The 17,955-nt window shown below is 60.9% G+C and carries 16 protein-coding genes and 1 pseudogene; 6 read left to right on the top strand and 11 right to left on the bottom strand.

The window, feature by feature from the left end; translation table 11 throughout:
• Window positions 1-144: 144 nt before the first annotated feature.
• The 3 genes from mksF to mksB are packed head-to-tail and all read right to left on the bottom strand — an operon-like array spanning window position 145 to window position 4,956.
• The gene (gene mksF, locus BFP95_RS01895; RefSeq protein WP_065909100.1) at window positions 145-2,985 is read right to left on the bottom strand and encodes an Mks condensin complex protein MksF; all 2,841 of its coding nucleotides are present in this window, start codon (window positions 2,983-2,985) and stop codon (window positions 145-147) included.
• On the bottom strand, window positions 2,982-3,689 hold the full coding sequence (mksE, locus tag BFP95_RS01890) for an Mks condensin complex protein MksE (RefSeq protein ID WP_049710160.1): 708 nt from the start codon (window positions 3,687-3,689) through the stop codon (window positions 2,982-2,984). The genes mksF and mksE overlap by 4 nt, the downstream gene beginning before the upstream one ends.
• On the bottom strand, window positions 3,679-4,956 hold the full coding sequence (gene mksB / locus BFP95_RS01885; RefSeq protein ID WP_049710159.1) for an Mks condensin complex protein MksB: 1,278 nt from the start codon (window positions 4,954-4,956) through the stop codon (window positions 3,679-3,681). Before mksB ends, mksE begins: the two co-directional genes overlap by 11 nt.
• A gap of 187 nt (window positions 4,957-5,143) precedes the next feature.
• On the opposite strand from mksB, the gene BFP95_RS01880 reads away from it, so the two are divergent.
• Both BFP95_RS01880 and rimI read left to right on the top strand, forming a co-directional pair.
• Window positions 5,144-5,887, top strand: coding sequence for an energy transducer TonB (locus BFP95_RS01880; protein WP_065875234.1), 744 nt, complete (start codon window positions 5,144-5,146; stop codon window positions 5,885-5,887).
• Window positions 5,880-6,332: a ribosomal protein S18-alanine N-acetyltransferase gene (gene rimI, locus BFP95_RS01875; protein ID WP_049710157.1), complete on the top strand. Its 453-nt coding sequence runs from the start codon at window positions 5,880-5,882 to the stop codon at window positions 6,330-6,332. The genes BFP95_RS01880 and rimI overlap by 8 nt, the downstream gene beginning before the upstream one ends.
• 165 nt (window positions 6,333-6,497) lie before the next feature.
• On the opposite strand, the gene BFP95_RS01870 is transcribed toward rimI, so the two are convergent.
• Window positions 6,498-6,902 carry a serine kinase/phosphatase gene (locus tag BFP95_RS01870; protein WP_065890581.1) on the bottom strand — a complete coding sequence of 135 codons (405 nt, stop codon included), beginning with the start codon at window positions 6,900-6,902 and terminating at the stop codon, window positions 6,498-6,500.
• 139 nt (window positions 6,903-7,041) lie between these two features.
• On the opposite strand from BFP95_RS01870, the gene can reads away from it, so the two are divergent.
• Window positions 7,042-7,686: a carbonate dehydratase gene (gene can / locus BFP95_RS01865; RefSeq protein WP_065879680.1), complete on the top strand. Its 645-nt coding sequence runs from the start codon at window positions 7,042-7,044 to the stop codon at window positions 7,684-7,686.
• Here the strand turns inward: can and BFP95_RS01860 are convergent.
• From BFP95_RS01860 to BFP95_RS01840, 5 genes are all read right to left on the bottom strand, one after another.
• Window positions 7,628-8,068, bottom strand: a complete 441-nt coding sequence (locus BFP95_RS01860) for a hypothetical protein (protein WP_065875231.1) — start codon at window positions 8,066-8,068, stop codon at window positions 7,628-7,630. The genes can and BFP95_RS01860 overlap by 59 nt on opposite strands.
• A 147-nt stretch (window positions 8,069-8,215) precedes the next feature.
• Complete coding sequence (locus BFP95_RS01855) at window positions 8,216-9,385, bottom strand: hypothetical protein (RefSeq protein ID WP_065875230.1); 1,170 nt, start codon at window positions 9,383-9,385, stop codon at window positions 8,216-8,218.
• 122 nt (window positions 9,386-9,507) lie between these two features.
• Window positions 9,508-11,208 (bottom strand): acid phosphatase, encoded by a 1,701-nt coding sequence (gene acpA, locus BFP95_RS01850; protein ID WP_065875229.1) that lies wholly within the window; start codon window positions 11,206-11,208, stop codon window positions 9,508-9,510.
• A 93-nt stretch (window positions 11,209-11,301) separates the two neighbouring features.
• Complete coding sequence (locus BFP95_RS01845) at window positions 11,302-11,622, bottom strand: hypothetical protein (protein ID WP_065875228.1); 321 nt, start codon at window positions 11,620-11,622, stop codon at window positions 11,302-11,304.
• 151 nt (window positions 11,623-11,773) lie between these two features.
• Window positions 11,774-13,192, bottom strand: coding sequence for a short-chain fatty acid transporter (locus tag BFP95_RS01840; protein ID WP_065875227.1), 1,419 nt, complete (start codon window positions 13,190-13,192; stop codon window positions 11,774-11,776).
• Between the two features lie 186 nt (window positions 13,193-13,378).
• On the opposite strand from BFP95_RS01840, the gene BFP95_RS01835 reads away from it, so the two are divergent.
• A complete protein-coding gene (locus BFP95_RS01835; protein WP_065875226.1) occupies window positions 13,379-14,668 on the top strand; it encodes an MFS transporter in 1,290 nt (429 codons plus the stop codon).
• Window positions 14,669-14,671: 3 nt separating this feature from the next.
• On the opposite strand, the gene BFP95_RS01830 is transcribed toward BFP95_RS01835, so the two are convergent.
• Window positions 14,672-16,042 carry a GntT/GntP/DsdX family permease gene (locus tag BFP95_RS01830; RefSeq protein ID WP_065875225.1) on the bottom strand — a complete coding sequence of 457 codons (1,371 nt, stop codon included), beginning with the start codon at window positions 16,040-16,042 and terminating at the stop codon, window positions 14,672-14,674.
• A 137-nt stretch (window positions 16,043-16,179) separates the two neighbouring features.
• Between BFP95_RS01830 and BFP95_RS01825 the strand changes: the two are divergent.
• A pseudogene (locus tag BFP95_RS01825) lies at window positions 16,180-16,360 on the top strand (chemotaxis protein); the annotation flags it as partial.
• A gap of 53 nt (window positions 16,361-16,413) precedes the next feature.
• The gene (locus tag BFP95_RS01820; protein WP_065875223.1) at window positions 16,414-16,989 is read left to right on the top strand and encodes a flavin reductase family protein; all 576 of its coding nucleotides are present in this window, start codon (window positions 16,414-16,416) and stop codon (window positions 16,987-16,989) included.
• A 3-nt stretch (window positions 16,990-16,992) separates the two neighbouring features.
• On the opposite strand, the gene BFP95_RS01815 is transcribed toward BFP95_RS01820, so the two are convergent.
• Window positions 16,993-17,877, bottom strand: coding sequence for a LysR family transcriptional regulator (locus tag BFP95_RS01815; protein WP_065875222.1), 885 nt, complete (start codon window positions 17,875-17,877; stop codon window positions 16,993-16,995).
• Window positions 17,878-17,955: the final 78 nt, after the last annotated feature.

Here is a 17,955-nt window from a genome sequence, read left to right as displayed (position 1 = left end):
ATATGCATCGTCAGTAAGAATGCATACCAAATGTGGGAGCCGGGCTTGTCCGCGATGAGGCCCTTCCATTCGACACAAAAAAACCAGCCATAAAAAAGGCCGCGATCCATAAGATCGCGGCCTTGTGCGTTTCAGCTATTCAAGTCAGACCTCATCCAACTCCGGCTCATCCGCCTGCACGTTCACCGTCGCCTTCACTACATCGTGACGACGGATGTACTTCCAATCCGCCTCATCGATATAGATCCCGTTCGGCCCGCTACCGCCTTCCAGGTCAATCGCCACCTGGGCGGATACCTGCGGCTTCACACTGGCCAAAATAGGCACGAAGCCCAGCTGCAAGCTCGTCTCCAGCAAGGCGGCCTGGTTCTTCTCATCGATGTCCGCTGCCTCGTCGAGGTAGTACGGCAAACGCACACGCCCGGCCTGGTCGCGATCCATCAAGTGCAGCAACAAGTACATGTTGGTCAGCGCCTTGATGGTCATGGTGGTGCCGTTGGACGCCGCACCATCGATATCGGTATGAATCACCGGCTGACCGTTTACCTTGGTGATCTCGAACGCCAGTTCGAACAAATCCTTTAGGCCCAACTGGTTATGGTTGGCAGCTACCAGGCGCGCCAGGTACTCCTTGGCTTCTTCGTTCTTGTTGTCCTGCTCGGCGCTATGGCTTAGGTCGAACACCGACAGCGTCTCGCCTTCTTCATACTGACCGGCACTGTGGATGATCTGGTCGATATGCTTGAGCGCTTCCTTGTTCGGCGCCAGCACGATACGGAAGCTTTGCAGGTTGGACACCTGGCGCTTGTTGATCTCGCGGTTGAACAACGCCAACTGGTGCTCAAGGCTGTCGTAGTCGCTACGGATATTGCGCAGGGTCCGGGCGATATCGGTGACGGCTGCACGGCGCGCCTTGCCCAGGGTCAGGGCTTCATCGGTACGGTGTGCATAAGCGTTGATCAGCAGTTGCAGGCGACGCTCAACGTCGTCCTCGCTGTCGAACTTGGCCACGCCCTTGAGGCGCACCTGCGCATACAGCGCTTCGATCTGGCCATCGGCGCGCAACAAACCTTGCCAGCTGTCCTGATAGTCATTGAGCAGCGGCAGCAGGTTGTCCATGGAATCGTCGACCGGGTCCATGAACGGCGTGCCGAACGGCAAGTCCGCCGGCAGCAACTGACGACGGCGCAAGGCGTCATCCAGCGTGCGCTGCTTGGCTTCCATGTCGCCGATCTGACGGCCGACCAATTGCAGCTTGGCCGACAACTGCTGGACGCGCTCGGTAAACGCATCACTGGAACGCTTCAACTCATCTTGCGCCGCTTCCATCTGCGCCAGGTTTTCCAGTTTCTCGCCTTCTTCTGCGCTCAGGGTCTGCGCGCGACGGAAGTCTTCCAGCGCTTTCTGCGCATCAAGTACCTGCTGGTACAGCGCTTCAGTCTGGGTTTTGCTCGCCGCGCGGTCAGACGCCACAGCCTGCTGGGTTTTCAGCTGCTTGAGTTCTTTTTCCAGACGCTCTTTCTGGTCGCGCAACGCCGCGCGATCCGCCAAGGCCTGCAACGCCGGTGGCTCGATGTGCGAGATATCGATGGCCAGCCCCGGTACTTCAAAACGCTCGCCCTTGAAGCCATCGAGGATCTGCTCCAGGGATTTCACCCACAGGCCTTCCTCGTCCAGCGTGATGCCATGCTCGCCCAGCGGCAGGCTGAACAGCGAACTGTTGAACAGGCGCATCAGTCGCTCGACATCCTGCTGCGAGAATTCTTCCCGTAGCTTGGCGTAGCTGTTGTTGTCCGCGTGATCCAGCTGCTGCTTGACCGACTTCAAGCGTTTTTCCAGGTCGCGCAGACGCTCGTCCAGGTCCTCGGCACTGAACTGTCGGGATTGCGCCAAGGCACCCGCCAACTCATCGTGAGCATCCTTGGCCGCCAGCAGTTGCTGCTCCAGCACCTTGACGTCATCGACCAGCGCAAAGCGATGCTTGAGCACCGACAGCTCGCCCAGCCAACGCTGAATACCGCTGATCTCACGCTCCAGTCGCATCAATTCCTGGGTGCCGCCACGCTGGTCGTTCTGCAGGGCATCCTGCTCGTTGCGGTAATGCTCGGCCTGGATCGTCAGCTCTTCCTTGCGTGCACTGGCGTAGTCGGACCAAGTGCCCAGCAACGAATCCAGCAACGGCGACAGGCGATGCAACTTGCCGCGCAATACGTCACGCAACCGTACGCCATTGGCCAGTGCTTCAACCAATGGCCCGGCAGCAACCAACGCGTTGTAGTCCTGCTCCATGCGTCGTACGTCGCGGAAGGCTTCTTCGCACGCCGCGATGTAATCAACACTGCCGGAACGCAGGCTGTGTTCGAAGGCATCCAGGAACAATTGCTTGAGCTTGGCCGCGGTGATTTCGCGCATGTGCAGCAGGTTGATAAACAGCGCGCGGAACGTCTTGAGGCTCTGTTCGCTGGTAGAGCGCAGCGGAATCAACGTCAGGTCCAGCGGGATCGATGTATGGCCACCCACCAGCAAACGGCGCAGCTCATCCGGCTTCAGCTCGTAGGCTTTGAGGCCCTCGCGCTCAAGGTTGGTGAACAGCTCTTTCTGACGCAGGCAGGTGTCATTCTTCTGATAGTGGGCCAGGTCCAGCTTGCCGGCATAGGCAAAGAACTGGTGCCCGAAACCACCGCCCGGGCCGCGCCCAACCACGCCGATTACATGCGGGCCGTGGGGCAGGGAGACTTCCACGAGGATGTAGCTGGTGTCGGTCGCAAAGTAGAAGCGTCGCGATTGTTCCAGGGTGTACTTGCCGAAACTCATGTCCGACATGCGCGCCAGGATCGGGAACTGCAAGGCGTTGATCGACGCGGATTTACCCAGGTTGTTTGCGCCGTAAACCGACAGCGGTTCTTCCAGCGGGAACAAACCCAGGCTGTAACCGGCGGTGTTCAATAGGGCGAAGCGGCGGATGCCGTAGCGTTCCTTGCTCATGCGTCGGTCTCCTGTTCTTCGGCAATGGCGCGGGCCATGGCGTCTTCTTCGCTTTCTTCCGCAAAGTCGCTGAGGTCGAGCGGGTCATCGGTCTTCAGCAGTTTTTCATCGCTGTCTTCGTCGATGATCACCGGCGCCGGCAATGGCAACACGCTGTGCACGCTGGCTGCGAGGTCGCGGTCCTGCTGCACCGACAGGCACACATCGAGGAAACGGTGCATCGGCGGCAGGAAGCGGTAAATGCCGTTGTCCTCGCTGGCAAAACCCAGCTGGGTCATGCGGCGCATGATTTTTTCTTCGAGCTCTTCCTGGGTCTGCACTTCGGCCTGGATAAACAGGTCGCGGTACTTCTCCAGCAACGACGGCAGTTCATCGCGGCCCAGGCTGCCGCCATCCAGCACTGCAATCGGGTCACGACCCTGGTCGGCCAAGTGCTCGACGATGATGAACGTGAACAACGCCAGGCGCTGCGCGGTCTTGTTTACCTGCGCGGCAGCCACGGCGGTGTCCGGCACGAAGTAGTAGAAGCCCCGCGTATCGCACACCAGCTCAAAGCCCAGGGCCTTGAACAGCGTGCGGTACTGGTCCTGGAAGTTCGACAGTTGCGCGTACAGCTCCGGATCGCGGCGGCTGACGTGGTAACCCTTGAACAGCTCGCGAAAGATCGGCGCCAGTTGGGACAGTTCGGATAGATCAAGATGCATAAGGTGTGCTCGCGGAATTCTCGGCCGCGTCAGGCGTGGCCGGGAGCAGGGCGAATGAGCGCAGGCTGACCTGGTGCTCGTGTGTGTGGTAATCGCGGCGTTCCAGGCGCTCGCGCTTGAAGCGTTTTTCACGCGAGAGGCGCGAGAACCAGTACAGCAACTCGTCGGTCGCGCCGTCCGGTTCCTGCTCCAGCAGCCAAGTCATCAAGTCCGGCATCGGCAGCGCGTCTTCGCAGCGCTCGAGCATTTCTTTGACCGTCCGCGGTGCGCGCTGGGCTTCGCCCTTGTGGGATTTGTGCGCCTTGGGGAACCGCGCCGGTTTCGGCTCGAAATTCGCCAGGGCATACACATAAGCTTCCACCTGGCTGGCACTGCCGAGGAAGGTGCTTTGCGGCCGGGTAAACATCGGCATCGCTGCTTGCGGTACCGCGTCCAGGCCTTTGCGGCGGATCGCCGACAGCGCCAGCGCCGCGCCACGGGTCACGGCGTTGTGCCGGCGCGCTTCTTCGCGCAGCGGCAGCAGCAGCTCGCGGGCATGACGCAGGGTCAGCTGGGCGCTGGTCTGCATTTCGAGGATGCGCGCGTGGGTGCGCAGCAGCATGTCGTCGTCCACCAGGTGGCCGAGGCGCTGTTGCTCAGTGAGCATGCGCAGCAGCACATTCTCCACCTTGCGCACGCCTTGCTCGAAGGCGCCGTCGGCGTTCACCAGTTGGATCATCGGTTCGACGTATTCGTCCCAGGTCGCCAGGACTTCGGCGTAGCGCTGGCGCAACGGGATCTGGCGGTCGCTGGTCTTGGCGCGGTCGGCCACGGCGGCTAGGGCCTGTTCGTCGTTGGCGAGTTTTTTCAACACGTCGCGCACGCGCATGTCGAGCAGGCGCAGCTGGCGGGCCAGGTCGTGGCCATCACGAATGTCGAAGGCGTCCTGGATATACCCGGCCAGGCGTTCGAGGTGGCGCAGGTAGGCTTCGATTTCCAGGCACAGGCCAAGCCGGTGCTCCTTACGAAGATAAGCCAGGAAGTCGTGGATCTGCGCGTTGAGCTCGAAACGGTTCGGGCTCTTGGCGACAGGCACCAGGATATCCAGGCGAATCCACACGTCCAGCAGGCTGGTGATGTCCTGGGGCGTGCTGTCCAGTTGTTGGGCGGCCAGTTGCGCACGCAGTTCGCTAAGGCTCAGGGTGCCTTGGTCGAAGTGTTCGCACAGTGGCTCAAGTAAGGCCCAGTGTTCGGCGAGGGCGCGCAGGACGCGCTTGGGTTCGATCATGGGAATGGCCGGCTGGTTGGCGATTAAAAGTCGCGATTGTACTGCATCGGACGCGGGATTTATCCACAGCCGGTCAGTGTGCAGTGGGCGATTGTTACCGAACAGCGGTAGAATCGCCGCTCTTTAGTTATCCACAAGTGGCCGAGCTGTGCTTATCGAGTCCCGACGTCGCGCTTACTTGACCGCCATGCAGGTGGTCAACTGGCTGCCCCGCACCGAACTGCCGTTTGCCGCACCGTCGCGGCCTGAGCTGTTGCAGGCGCTTGAGCCCTATGAGGCGTTCGAGTCTTCGGGCGAGGAGGCGGCCGCGCCGGTTGCGGTGGTCAAGCCTGTGCCCGAGGCGCGCCCCGTGGTCGAGCGGGCGAAGATCGAAGTGCCGCGCCCATCGCCGGTCGTCAAAGCCGTGGTCGTCGAAGAGGCCGCGCCGGTGGCCAAGGCTCCGGTGGTGCCGCCACCGCGCTTCGCCCTGCAATTGCTGCGGGCCGGGCGTTGCCTGCTGCTGGTCGAGTTACCGACCGGCGAGCGTTTCCAGACCCGCGACCCGGCCTACATGCTGCTCAAGGACATGCTGCGCGCCGCCGGCCTGCCCGATAGCCCACAGATTGTCGGCGACCCGGTGCGCTGGCCGTTGCTGGTGCGCGGCACCATGGACCAGGGCCCGGAAGCGGCGCGGGATTTTGTGCAAGGCTTTGTGTCGGCGCGCCTGGAAGACGAACCCTGTGTATGCCTGTGGCTGATCGGCCTGCCCGCCGTGCGGTTTGCCGGCGAAGCCAACGCCGAGGCCTGGTACCGCGAACTGCAAGTCGAAGGCTTGGGTTCGGTGTGGGCCCTGCCGGGCCTGGAATTATTAATGGAAGAGCCACAGCGTAAGGCTGATGTCTGGCAAGCCATGCGCCGGCTGATGGCGCGCTGGAAAACAACCGATGAGTGAGGCTTTATCCTTCCGCCCGATGACCGAGGCCGACCTCGACGCCGTGCTGAAAATTGAATACGCGGCTTTCAGCCACCCCTGGACCCGCGGAATTTTTCTCGACGGGCTGGGCAAGTATCAGATCTGGTTGATGTTTGAAGGTGAGCAGCAGGTGGGGCACGGTGTGGTGCAGATCATCCTTGATGAAGCGCATTTGCTGAATATCACCGTCAAGCCGGAGAACCAGGGCCGTGGCCTGGGTTTGGCGCTGTTGGAGCACTTGATGTCCCGTGCCTATGCCGCCAATGCGCGTGAGTGCTTCCTGGAAGTGCGGGATAGCAATACCGGCGCATTTCGCTTGTATGAGCGCTACGGCTTCAACGAGATCGGACGGCGTCGGGATTACTACCCTGCTGTGGGGGGGCGCGAGGATGCGGTCGTCATGGCCTGCACCCTGATCGACTGAACACAAAACTCAGTGTCCACACAGGCTCCTGTGGGAGCCGGGCTTGCCCGCGATGCAGGCGCCGCGGTGCGTCATCCACACCGCGGCGTTGCAATCGCAGGCAAGCCAGCTCCCACACAAGCCAGCTCCCACAGGGCCAGTTTTTACAGTGAGCTCCGTGGCGTTTCAGCGATTGCCGTCAACGGGATCAAGGTCGGCCAGTTCGGCCTCATCCAACCCATTCCCGCCGCCAATCTCATCCTCGTCCACGATGCTCAAGTCGAAATCCGCCGGATTATCGTCACCTTCCTCTCGAGCATCCCGCGCACCATCCTCGCGGATCAATGTTTCCGGGCTCATGTCGTCATCCGTTGACTCATGATCGTCGGTGGACGCTCCGGTCATCCCTGCTTCACGTACCCGTTCGTCAGGTATCAGGTGCTCGCGCTCGCGAGGCGGGATTTCATCGCCAATCTCAGCCGTTTGATCGGGCTCGTCAAAATCCAGCTCGCGCATAGAACCCATGCGATCTTCGTTATCATCAATCGGTTCGGGCTGTGTAGCGCCGTAGGGACGTCGTGATTCAGTCATGGCCAATCCTCATACTGTGGGGCTTATAGTGTGTGGACAGGCCGTGCGCCCCAAAGATTCAAGCTAATTTGCGCTAGGCGTGACCCGCAAGCGAGGTTGTCAGTCACAAAACTGCGCAACATTCCTGAGGCTTTCCCTGATGAACGAACTACAAGACCTGCTTGATAACAATGAACGCTGGGCGGACGCGATCAAACAGGAAGATCCCGAATTCTTCGCCAAGCTCGCCCGTCAGCAAACCCCGGAATACCTGTGGATCGGCTGCTCCGATGCACGCGTACCGGCCAACGAGATCGTCGGCATGCTGCCCGGTGATCTGTTTGTGCACCGCAACGTGGCCAATGTGGTGCTGCACACCGACCTCAATTGCCTGTCGGTGATCCAGTACGCCGTGGACGTGCTCAAGGTCAAACACATCCTCGTCACCGGCCACTATGGCTGCGGCGGCGTGCGCGCTTCGATGCAGGACCGGCAGTTCGGCCTGATCGACGGCTGGCTGCGCACCATTCGCGACCTCTACTACGAAAACCGTGAGGTGTTGGCCGAGTTGCCGACCGAAGAAGAACGTGTGGACCGTATGTGCGAGCTGAATGTGATCCAGCAAGTGGCCAACGTTGGTCACACCAGCATTGTGCAAAACGCTTGGCACCGTGGGCAGAGTCTGTCGATCCATGGTTGCATCTACGGCATCAAGGATGGTCGCTGGAAGAGTTTGAACACGACCATCAGTGGCTTTGAGCAACTGCCGCCGCAATATCGTCTGCGTCCGTTGGGTGAAGTCTAGTCTCGGCATGATCGATGGTCAGCAGCTCACCGGCACGGATTTCACGCAAGGACCAGACCTCAAGGTAGTGCTTGTCGACACATACGTTCGGATCGCTGGAGGGTGAAAACAGCCCGCTGAACCAGCAGTCGTACAGGTGGACGCGCGGCGACAATTGCACGGTACAGGGGCGTTGCTCGCCCACCGCGTAGCCGGAGATCTTGGCGATGCACACGCGGCTATTGAAGTCGACAAGCGCCTTGATCCCTGCGCTCAGGCCATTAGCCACCTGCACCACCTCGAACTGCGCGGTAGAAGGGTAGCCCTTCTCAAGGTGTGACTTGAAGGGGTAAAGGCATTCGCTCTCGACGGTTTTAGCCTTATCCATGGTCAGAGTTTTCATCACTCTCCTCGGGTAGGCTGCATCGACCTGCAGGTGGTGTCTGACTACCAGTCTTGCAGCGGATGGACGCGGTTCAAGACTCGCTGAACAGGGCGCCGATTTCTACTGTCATTGTTGACAGTAGAAATCGGTTGGTTTTTGTGCAGCTTATAGCGCCGGGGTTGCAATAGCGGGGGATGGGGCGGCGTTCTTCAGCTGCTTCAACTGTGCCTTGATGGCGGGCGTGGCGCATTTTGCGTTTGCCTGCTCCGAGGGCAGGTTGCGCACCGAGCTGTAGAACAACTCACACGTCTGCTCCTTGCGCGTGACCTGCCAGGTGTTCATGCACGCTTTAAGCATCACATTCGGGTCACTCGCCGGTTTCTGCCCCATTCCGGCCTGCCAGCAGGCGGCGCTCAAGTCCTGGCCCATCACCTTCAAGCCGGCCTCGTCGGCTTTCTGTTCGTTGCCCTCGTAGGTGTCCGGGCTTGCGGCATACCAGATGTAACTCGGATGGTTGGCGCCCAGCACCGGCACGGTCTGGCCGGCCCCCGGGCTGATCTGCGCCAGGCCCAATACACCCACGGTCTGCCCGTATTGCTGCTTGATCCAGCTGCGCACGGGCGCGCCAAACGCCACCATCGGCAATGCCCCTTTGGCGGGCAGGCTCAGTTCCTGGACCATGCGCATCTGGTAATCAGTGAAGTAGCTGTAGACGGCTTCCAGGTCCTTGCCGGCGTTGGAAGGCGCGGCGATGGGCGCGATGTCGATGATGGTCTGGTAAGCCGGTGTTTCAGTGGCCGGGATGCCATTGTCGACGAGCAGGGCTGCCCAACGGTCAGTGGTGGCCGATTCCAGGTAATCCTGGGCCTGAGTCAGCGAGTAATCCGGCGGGAAGTGCAGCAGCTCGATGCTTTTGCGATTTTCCAGGGCCATGCCCAGCGGCAGGAACAGGTACCAGTTGTAGGCCCACTTGCCGTCACTGTTGAGTTTGCTGGCGCCTTGATAGGCCAGGTCGGCGGTATTGAGCAGGGTGGTCAGGGGTTGGCCATAACTGTCAGGGACGCCACTGAACGTCGCTGCTACCTGCCCGTCATGGGTCTTGACGCTGACTTTAGCGCGGCTGTACCCATCCCGTTGCAGGCTCTGGCTCAGATAATGCTCGGCGGTCTGCTCCAGCGTCCATGGCCGAAAACAGATCACATTGCAGTTATTGGGGTAGGCGAACAGTTGGGTCACACGCTGCGTGCTCCCCAGCGGTACCTCGATGTCGGCCTGTACGACCGCACTCGCCATCAGTGCGGCCAGGGTGAAGGACAGCCTGGTCGGTTTAAACATGGTTGTTTCCTTGTCAGCGAAAGCCCGTCTGCGCGGGATGAAAGCCCACCTCCACACAGTAGCGTCTGACCAGGAAAACCGCGTGCTAAATCACCCGATGTGTCGTTATTGGATACGAAAACCTACAGGCTGAATTGCAAAGCGTTACTCAAGTCGCCCATCGGCTTTTGGCCGCGGGCGATCATCGCGTCATCACGTTGCTTCAGGCCGTCCAAGGTCTCCAGCTGGAACACTCGGGTGATCAACCGCAGGATCGATGCCGTGTCGTACACCGTATGGTCCACCGTGCCTTTGCGCGCGAACGGTGACACCACGAGCGCCGGCACCCGCGTGCCAGGGCCCCAGCGGTCGCCCTTGGGCGGAGCCACGTGGTCCCACCAGCCGCCGTTTTCGTCGACGGTCACCACCACCACCATATTTTTCCACTGCGGGCTGTCTTGCAGGACTTTCAAGGCGCGGACGATGTGGCGGTCGCCCGAGGCCACGTCGGCATAACCCGCATGCATGTTCAGGTTGCCCTGAGGCTTGTAGAAGGTCACGGCGGGCAGCTTGCCGGCTTGGGCGTCGGCGAAGAACCTGTTGGTGCTCGACTCATCACCCAAACCACCGTCGCGCAGGCGTTTGTCACGTTCGGCGCGGTTCTCGGGGCCTTGTTTTTTGAAGTAGTTGAACGGCTGGTGGTGATACTGGAAGTTCGGAATCTTCGGAATCCCGCCCGAATCCTTGAACTGGTCCAACGTCGCTTGCCACGCGCCGGCGTACCACGCCCAGTCGACGTTCTTTTTCGACAGCTTGTCGCCGATGTGTTCGTGGGTTTGCGGCACCAGCACGTTGGGCAGGTCGGGCTTGGCGTAATCCGGATTTTCCGGGTCCCGAATCCAGGTCGGCCAGTAGGGCGGGGCCAGGGTGTTCACGCCGTAGCCATCCGGGGTGAGGGCGCTGGGACCGAACTGCGGGGGGCCAGTCATGGCGCTGGCCGGGGACTTGTCCAGCGGCTTGAGGCGCGGGTCGGTGGGATCTTCACTTTGCAGCGTGGCGATCTGCGCCTTGGCTACCGATTGAGCCGCATTCGGGTAAAACGGCGCGGTGGCGCTGACCAGATACTGGTGGTTGAGGAACGAGCCACCGAAAGCCCCCTGGAAAAAGTTATCGCAGAGCACAAACGCCTTGGCCACGTCCCACAGGCGTAGCGAATAACGGGTCTGGGCGTAGTGGCCCATCACCAAGCCGCCGGAGTCCGCCCAGGCGACGAAGTTATCGTTCTTGCCGCCGTTGATCTGCATCTGGTTTTGATAAAACACATGCCACAAGTCGCGGGTCACCAGGCTCAAGGGCAAGTCTTCAGCGTTGGGGCCCTTAAGAGCAAATGGCGCGTTAGGCAGGTTTTCCTGGAATTGCACGTCGCTGGGGTAGGTCACCCCATCTACAGTCTGCGGGCCCACTTGCAATACGCCACCCCAAACCGGGGGCAGCGTGCTCAGTACGCTGCCGTCGCGGTCGCGTTGCTGGGTGTCGGCGGCAGAAAGTGCCGACAGCGGTTTCTCCACCCCGGGGAAATCGGCAAACAAATTGTTGAAGCTGCGATTCTCTGCGTAGATGACCACCACGGTTTTCACCTGATCACGCAGCGCTTTGTCGAGCTCCTGCGGCGTGAGCGGCCGCGTCACAGGTTTGCCTGGCGCTTCGCTGGTGTTGCCGCAGGCACTCAAGGTGGCGCCAACCCCCAACACCGCCGCACCCCCCAGGAAGCGCCGGCGGCTGGTGTCTACCGGCGGCTGGGCTACGGAATCGGCGGAAGGGTGGTCTTCGTGATCGTCACTCATAGCGGGGAATCCCTGGCGAGTTGTTGCAAGATATTTCGCCAGGACGGTAGCAATGCAATATGACGGAACGAAGACAATTATGGAGTCAGAGGCTCACAACAGGCGCAATGCCAACTGGCTGCCGGCTCGCAAGTACTCTACCTGCGCCGTCAGCGCATCCTTGACGATGGCCTCGCCCGTGTCAGTCAGCTTGGCTTTTTTCGAATCGATAACAGTGGTCTGCAACAGCTGCATCGCCACGTCGATCGATTTCTGGAAGGCTGTGACGTTGTTATGCAGGCCAAACTCCTTGATAACGGTCGCCATACGACGGTCGGCATCGTCACGCAAAGCGCGGTACTCCGTGACCGAAACGTTGTCATCCTTATAAATATCAGTGATCAACTCTTCCAGCGATTTGGATAGGGGCGTCATCGGATTTTCCTTGGTGTTTTGTGAGTGGGAATCCGAGTCAGGTTAATCAAAGAGGTTGGCGGGAGGAGTCAGGTATTGCCATCGCGTGGGGTGGGACAACCCCACGCGATTCATCAGAAACAGGCCTCAATCGACAAGCTGACCGCTGTCGTTAAGGCATCACCGGCGGCAAATACTTCAACGTCTTCCCCAACGCCCACAACAGGAACAACACCAGCGGCGTGTGCACCAGCAACTGCACGAACGAAAAGCCGATCAAATCCCGCGCCTTCAACCCCAATACCCCCAGCAGCGGCAGCATGTAGAACGGGTTGATCAGGTTCGGCAACGCTTCAGCGGCGTTATAAATCTGCACCGCCCAGCCCAAGTGGTACTGCAGGTCATTGGCCACTTGCATCACATAGGGCGCTTCGATGATCCACTTGCCACCGCCTGACGGGATAAAGAAGCCCAGCACCGCCGAGTACACGCCCATCAGCAGCGCGTAGGTGTCATGGGAGGCGATGGAGGTGAAGAAGGTCGAGATATGGTGTGCCAGCGTCTGGCCGTCGCCGCCTTTGACCACGGTCATCAGTGCCGCGATCGAGCCGTACAGCGGGAACTGGATCAGTACACCGGTGGTGGTCGGCACCGCACGGGCCACTGCATCGAGGAAGCTGCGCGGGCGCCAGTGCAGCAGGGCGCCAACCATGATGAACAGGAAGTTATAGGTGTTCAGCCCCGAGATGGCGCTGATCGCCGGCTTGGTCGAGAACTCATGGAACAGCCAGCCGGCAGCCAGCAACGCCAACAGGATAGTCAGCAACGGGCTGTGTTCCAGCCATTCGCCCGGTCGGGTCGGTGCTTGTAGCTTCGGCAGATTGAACGCCGGGTCGACGCCGCAGGCCTTGGCATCGCGCGCGCTGTTCGGACCGGGCGCAGTGGCGTAGGCGATGATCAGCGACACCACGATCAGCGCCAGCAACAGCACGCCGGATTGCCACAGGAAGATGGTGTCCGTAAACGGAATCACCCCGGTAATCGACAGAATCGACGGCGGCAGGCTCGCCGGGTTGGCCTGCAACTGCGCGGCCGACGACGACAGCCCCAACGCCCACACGGCACCGAGCCCCAAGTAAGCCGCAGCACCGGCCGCGCGATAATCCATGCGCAAATCGGTACGACGCGCCAACGCCCGCACCAGCAACCCACCAAACACCAGGGACAAGCCCCAGTTCAACAATGAGGCGACCATCGAGATCAACGCCACCCAGGCCACGGCCGAGCGACCGTTCTTGGGGATACGCGCCAGGCGGTCGATCAGTTTTACCGCAGGCGGCGAGCTGGCCACCACATAACCACCGATCACTACAAAGGCCATCTGCATCGTAAAGGGGATCAGGCTCCAGAACCCATCACCAAAGGCTTTGGCAGCATCGGTCGGCGCGGCGCCCATGCCCAGGGCCGCCACGGCGACAATGATCACGGCGAGGGCGGCAAACACCCAGGAGTCTGGAAACCAGCGTTCGGCGAAGTTGGAACAGCGCAGGGCAAATCGGGCATAGCGGCTTTCTTCGATAGCATCGGCCACGGGGCATTCCTCTTGTATTTATTAGGGGGGGCGGCAGTTTTCCGGCATGTTCCGCTACGGTCATTGATATGGGAATGCAGTTATCTTCATCGATCCATGAGGAAAACAAATATATCTGTCGCGATTGCCATCATTGGACTCAGCTCATAACCTGCACGCCATTTTGTTTGTCTGCCGAGCCTTCACATGACTGCCACCTTTTCCTCACAGGCGCAGCGTTTTTCCCGCTCCGACTACAAAACCCTGGGCCTGGCCGCCCTGGGCGGTGCCCTGGAAATCTACGATTTCATCATCTTCGTTTTTTTTGCGCTGACCTTGAGCCAGCTGTTCTTCCCCCCGGAAATGCCCGAGTGGCTGCGCCTGCTGCAAAGCTTCGGCATCTTCGTCACGGGTTACCTTGCGCGCCCGTTGGGCGGCATCCTGATGGCCCATTTCGCCGATCACCTGGGACGCAAGCGCGTGTTCAGCCTGAGCATCCTGATGATGGCCTTGCCCTGCCTGCTGATCGGGATCATGCCGACCTACGCGCAAATCGGCTATTTCGCACCCTTGATCCTGCTGGCGCTGCGCGTGCTGCAAGGCGCAGCGGTGGGCGGTGAAGTCCCTAGCGCCTGGACCTTCGTTGCCGAACACGCGCCGCCCCATCATCGTGGCTACGCCCTGGGTTTCCTGCAAGCCGGCCTGACCTTCGGCTACCTGCTTGGCGCACTCACTGCCACATTGCTGGCACAAGTCTTCACCCCGGCTGAAATCCTCGATTACGCCTGGCGCTTCCCGTTCCTGCTCGGCGGCGTATTCGGTGTGATCGGCGTATGGCTGCGTCGCTGGCTCAGCGAAACCCCAGTGTTCCTCGAAATGCAGGCTCGCCGCCTAGCCGCCGCCGAGATGCCGCTGCGCACTGTATTGCGCGACCACCGCGCCGTGTTGCTGCCGGCGATGATCCTCACCTGCGTCCTGACGTCAGCCGTGGTCGTCCTCGTGGTCATCACCCCAACCATGATGCAAAAAACCTTCGGCATGAGCCCCAGCCACACCTTCGCCTTGAGTGCCTTGGGCATCGTCTTCCTCAACATTGGCTGCGTATTGGCGGGCTTGCTCGTAGACCGCATCGGCGCCTGGCGTGCCGTGCTGGTCTACAGCCTGTTGCTGCCAGCGGGGATTGCGGTTCTGTACGCGAGCCTGATCAACGGCGGCATCTGGTTAGGTGCGGCCTATGCCGTGGCGGGCTTGAGTTGCGGAGTGGTGGGCGCGGTGCCATCGGTGATGGTCGGGTTGTTCCCGGCGCCGGTGCGGGTGTCGGGGATTTCCTTTACCTACAACATTGCGTATGCGCTGTGGGCGAGTACCACGCCGTTATTGCTGATTGCATTGATGCCGGCCAGCCCGTGGATTTGCGTGGGGTATTGCGTGGTGATGGGCGCGGTGGGGGTGTTGAGTGTGGCGCTGTTTGGCAGGCGCCACACCTTGGCCGCCTAGTTATCAGGTCAGGAAGTGCCAGAACAGCAACGTACCCACCAGGCCGACGACGGACACAATCGTCTGCAACACCGACCACACCCAAATCGTCTGCTTCAACTGCAAGCCAAAATACTCACGCACCATCCAGAACCCTGCGTCGTTGACGTGGCAGAAGAACACCGAGCCCGCACCAATCGCCAGCGCCACCAACGAGCTTTGCGTCGCTGCCAACCCCGCCATCATCGGCGCGAGAATGCCCGCAGTCGTGGTGGTGGCGACAGTCGCCGAGCCAGTGGCTTGGCGCAACGCCACGGCGATCAACCAAGCCAGCAACAGGTACGGCATGTGCGCACCTTCGGCGACCTTGCTGATGGTCTGGCTTACGCCAGCGTCCAGCAGGGTTTGCTTGAGGCCACCGCCGGCGCCGATGGTCAGCAGCAACACGGCGATGGGCGCGAGGGCTTTGCGCAGGGTATTGCCGACTTCCGCACGCGGCATGCCGGCGGCCCAGCCCAGGCAGATCACGGCGGCGATCACGGCCAGGCCGAGGGCGATCAGCGGTTCACCGAGGAACTTCAAGGTCAGGCCGACGGTGCTTTCGGCCGGCAGGGCGACCTTGGCCAAGGTGCTGCCCAGCATCAGGATCACCGGCAACAGAATGATCAGCAACGACACACCAAAGCTCGGCTGCCGCGGCGCCTTGGGCGGTGCGCTGAACAGTGCCCCGATGTCGGCCGGCTCATCCACGTGCAGGCGCTTGGACAGCCAGTTGCCATAGATCGGGCCAGCAAGAATCACTGCCGGCACCGCCAGGCAGAAGCCCAGCAACATGGTCAGGCCCAGGTCGGCGTGCAGCGCGCCCACCGCAATCAGTGGTCCCGGATGCGGTGGCATCAGGGCGTGCAGGGTGGTCATGCCGGCCAAGGCGGGAATGGCGATTTTCAGCAGGGGCTGGTTCGAACGCTTAGCCATCACAAAGATGATCGGCACCATCATCACCAGGCCCACTTCGAAGAACAGTGGCAGGCCGATCACCATGGCCACCAGCGCCATCACCCAAGGCAATGACTTGCCCTTGCCCAGCCCGAGCAGGGTAGTGGCGATGCGGTCGGCCGCACCGGATTCCGCCATCAATGCGCCAAGCATCGAGCCCAGGGCAATGATGATCCCGGCTTCACCCAGGATCGCCCCAGCGCCTTTGCTGAATGCCTTGGCCACTTCTTCCGGCGGCAGGCCAGCGCCGACGCCGGCGATAAAGGTGCCGATCAGGATCGACAGAAATGGCGGCAGTTTGGTCGCGCTGATCAGCACGATGATGCTGGCGATGGCCAGCAGTACGCAGAGCATAAGACGGGTGTCGTGAACCATCCACGCGGCGGTCGATAACTCCAAAACGGGACTCCTTATCGAGCAGACTGGCTAAATTGTTTCTTTTTGTTTCTGCTTGAAAAGCATACCTGATAGAACTGCCGCGTAGCATTCATGAGCCGCTTTGGTGCGTTGAATTTAACGGGAAGCTGATGCGCGCCTTGCGTCAGAACCAGGACAAGGCTCGCGATGCGGTCACCCTGATGACCGGTGGCCGCCTGCAAGTCGAGCACGGCCTGGCCCTGGCGGCCGAGGCAGGCACGGTGATCGTGGAAACGCCAGGACGGCGCGCAGGAAGTGGTCAGCGCAGTGGAGCCGTTCGCCAACCCACTGTCGAGTTGAGCGTAGGGCTTCAGGTATCGTAGGTGCTTTCTTGCATGAAGAGTCGACCTTCCATGAGCCCTACCCACTGTCGCCCCGTTCCGCTGTCCAAGGCCTACCGTTTGCTCAACCACGGCCCGACCGTGTTGGTGAGCGCCGCACACAACGGCCAGCGCAATATCATGGCCGCCGCTTGGGCGATGCCGCTGGATTTTGAGCCGCCGAAAGTCGCCGTGGTGTTGGACAAGGCAACATGGACCCGCCAACTGCTGGAAGGCGCCGGCACCTTTGTGCTTCAGGTGCCTTGCGCGGCGCAGGCGGATCTCGTGCAGACGGTCGGCAACACCACCGGCTCCGAGACTGACAAGTTTGCTGCTTACGGTGTGCAAGCGTTCAAGGGTGAACACACCGAAGCGCCGCTGCTGGAAGGCTGCGTGGCGTGGCTGGAATGCCGCCTGCTGCCCGAGCCTCACAATCAGCAGACTTACGATCTTTTCCTGGGTGAAGTCGTCGCGGCCTATGCCGACGACCGCGTGTTCAGCGACGGCCGGTGGCACTTCGAAGGGCATGATGAACTGCGCACGTTGCACCATGTGGCGGGCGGGCATTTCCTCACCATCGGCCAGCCGATTGATGGGCGCCAGCTCTAAGCCTTACCAGCGTGCGTTTGCCAGCGCTTCGGCAAACGCCATCAGCTTCGGTGAATATTGCCGCGACGGCGGATAGACCAGCGAGATCGCCCGACTGCGTCCGGCAACGTCTTCCAAGATACGCACCAGGCGCCCGGCTGCGAGGTCGTCGCGCACGGCAAAATCCATCACCTGGGCGATGCCGAAACCGCCCACGGCACCGTCGACCAAGGCATCGCCGATATCAAAGATCAGCCGTCCTTCGACGCTCACGTCCCGCACCTTGCCCTCGATCATGAATTGCCAATCCACCATGCGCCCGCTGCGCAAATTGCGCACGGTGAGGCAGTGGTGGTCCTTGAGATCATCAACGCTTTGCGGAGTGCCAAAGCGCGCTAGGTAGGCGGGGGCGGCGACCGTGACCCAGCGTAATGGCGGCAGGGCGCGGGCGATCAGGCGTTGGTCCTGGATCTCGCCGGTACGCAGCAACGCATCGAAGCCTTCGTCGATGATGTCCACCAGACGGTCAGTCATCACCGCTTCGATACGCAACTCGGGGTAACGCAAGGTCAATTCGCCGATGACCGGCATCACCACTTTGCGCCCGAACAACGACGGCGTACTGATCTTTAACAGGCCCGAAGGGCTGCTGCGCCGGTCGAGCATCAGCTTCTCGGCTTCAGCCAATTCCGCCAGTAACGGCGCGCTGCGCTCGTACAACATCTGCCCGTCGGGGGTGAGGCTGACGCTGCGCGTGTTGCGTTGCAGCAGGCGCACGCCCAGTTCGTTTTCCAGGCGCGAAATGGCGCGGGACAAGCCGGATTGAGTTAGACCCAGGTCGCTGGCCGCGCGCGTGAAACTGCGGGTTTCGGCCACGCGGACCAGCAAGCGAACGGCGTTCAGATCCATGATTAAAGTCATTACTGAAAGAGTGATAGCGCTATTTATCATCTATCCGGCATGAAAGACACTGACGACCTCTCATTC

This window comes from Pseudomonas sp. 58 R 12, assembly GCF_900005865.1.
GTDB classification, from domain to species: domain Bacteria; phylum Pseudomonadota; class Gammaproteobacteria; order Pseudomonadales; family Pseudomonadaceae; genus Aquipseudomonas; species Aquipseudomonas tritici.
Note: the sequence above shows the minus strand (reverse complement) of the source record. Positions and strands in the feature narration are given on the sequence as shown.

Bases quoted from the DNA above. Each gene is read 5' to 3' on its own strand.
- BFP95_RS01855 (WP_065875230.1), bottom strand. From the start codon at position 9,385: ATGTTTAAACCGACCAGGCTGTCCTTCACCCTGGCCGCACTGATGGCG.
- BFP95_RS01815 (WP_065875222.1), bottom strand. From the start codon at position 17,877: ATGGATCTGAACGCCGTTCGCTTGCTGGTCCGCGTGGCCGAAACCCGC.
- BFP95_RS01880 (WP_065875234.1), top strand. From the start codon at position 5,144: ATGCAGGTGGTCAACTGGCTGCCCCGCACCGAACTGCCGTTTGCCGCA.
- mksF (WP_065909100.1), bottom strand. From the start codon at position 2,985: ATGAGCAAGGAACGCTACGGCATCCGCCGCTTCGCCCTATTGAACACC.
- mksB (WP_049710159.1), bottom strand. From the start codon at position 4,956: ATGATCGAACCCAAGCGCGTCCTGCGCGCCCTCGCCGAACACTGGGCC.
- acpA (WP_065875229.1), bottom strand. From the start codon at position 11,208: ATGAGTGACGATCACGAAGACCACCCTTCCGCCGATTCCGTAGCCCAG.
- BFP95_RS01870 (WP_065890581.1), bottom strand. From the start codon at position 6,902: ATGACTGAATCACGACGTCCCTACGGCGCTACACAGCCCGAACCGATT.
- mksE (WP_049710160.1), bottom strand. From the start codon at position 3,689: ATGCATCTTGATCTATCCGAACTGTCCCAACTGGCGCCGATCTTTCGC.
- can (WP_065879680.1), top strand. From the start codon at position 7,042: ATGAACGAACTACAAGACCTGCTTGATAACAATGAACGCTGGGCGGAC.
- BFP95_RS01820 (WP_065875223.1), top strand. From the start codon at position 16,414: ATGAGCCCTACCCACTGTCGCCCCGTTCCGCTGTCCAAGGCCTACCGT.
- BFP95_RS01860 (WP_065875231.1), bottom strand. From the start codon at position 8,068: ATGAAAACTCTGACCATGGATAAGGCTAAAACCGTCGAGAGCGAATGC.
- rimI (WP_049710157.1), top strand. From the start codon at position 5,880: ATGAGTGAGGCTTTATCCTTCCGCCCGATGACCGAGGCCGACCTCGAC.
- BFP95_RS01835 (WP_065875226.1), top strand. From the start codon at position 13,379: ATGACTGCCACCTTTTCCTCACAGGCGCAGCGTTTTTCCCGCTCCGAC.
- BFP95_RS01845 (WP_065875228.1), bottom strand. From the start codon at position 11,622: ATGACGCCCCTATCCAAATCGCTGGAAGAGTTGATCACTGATATTTAT.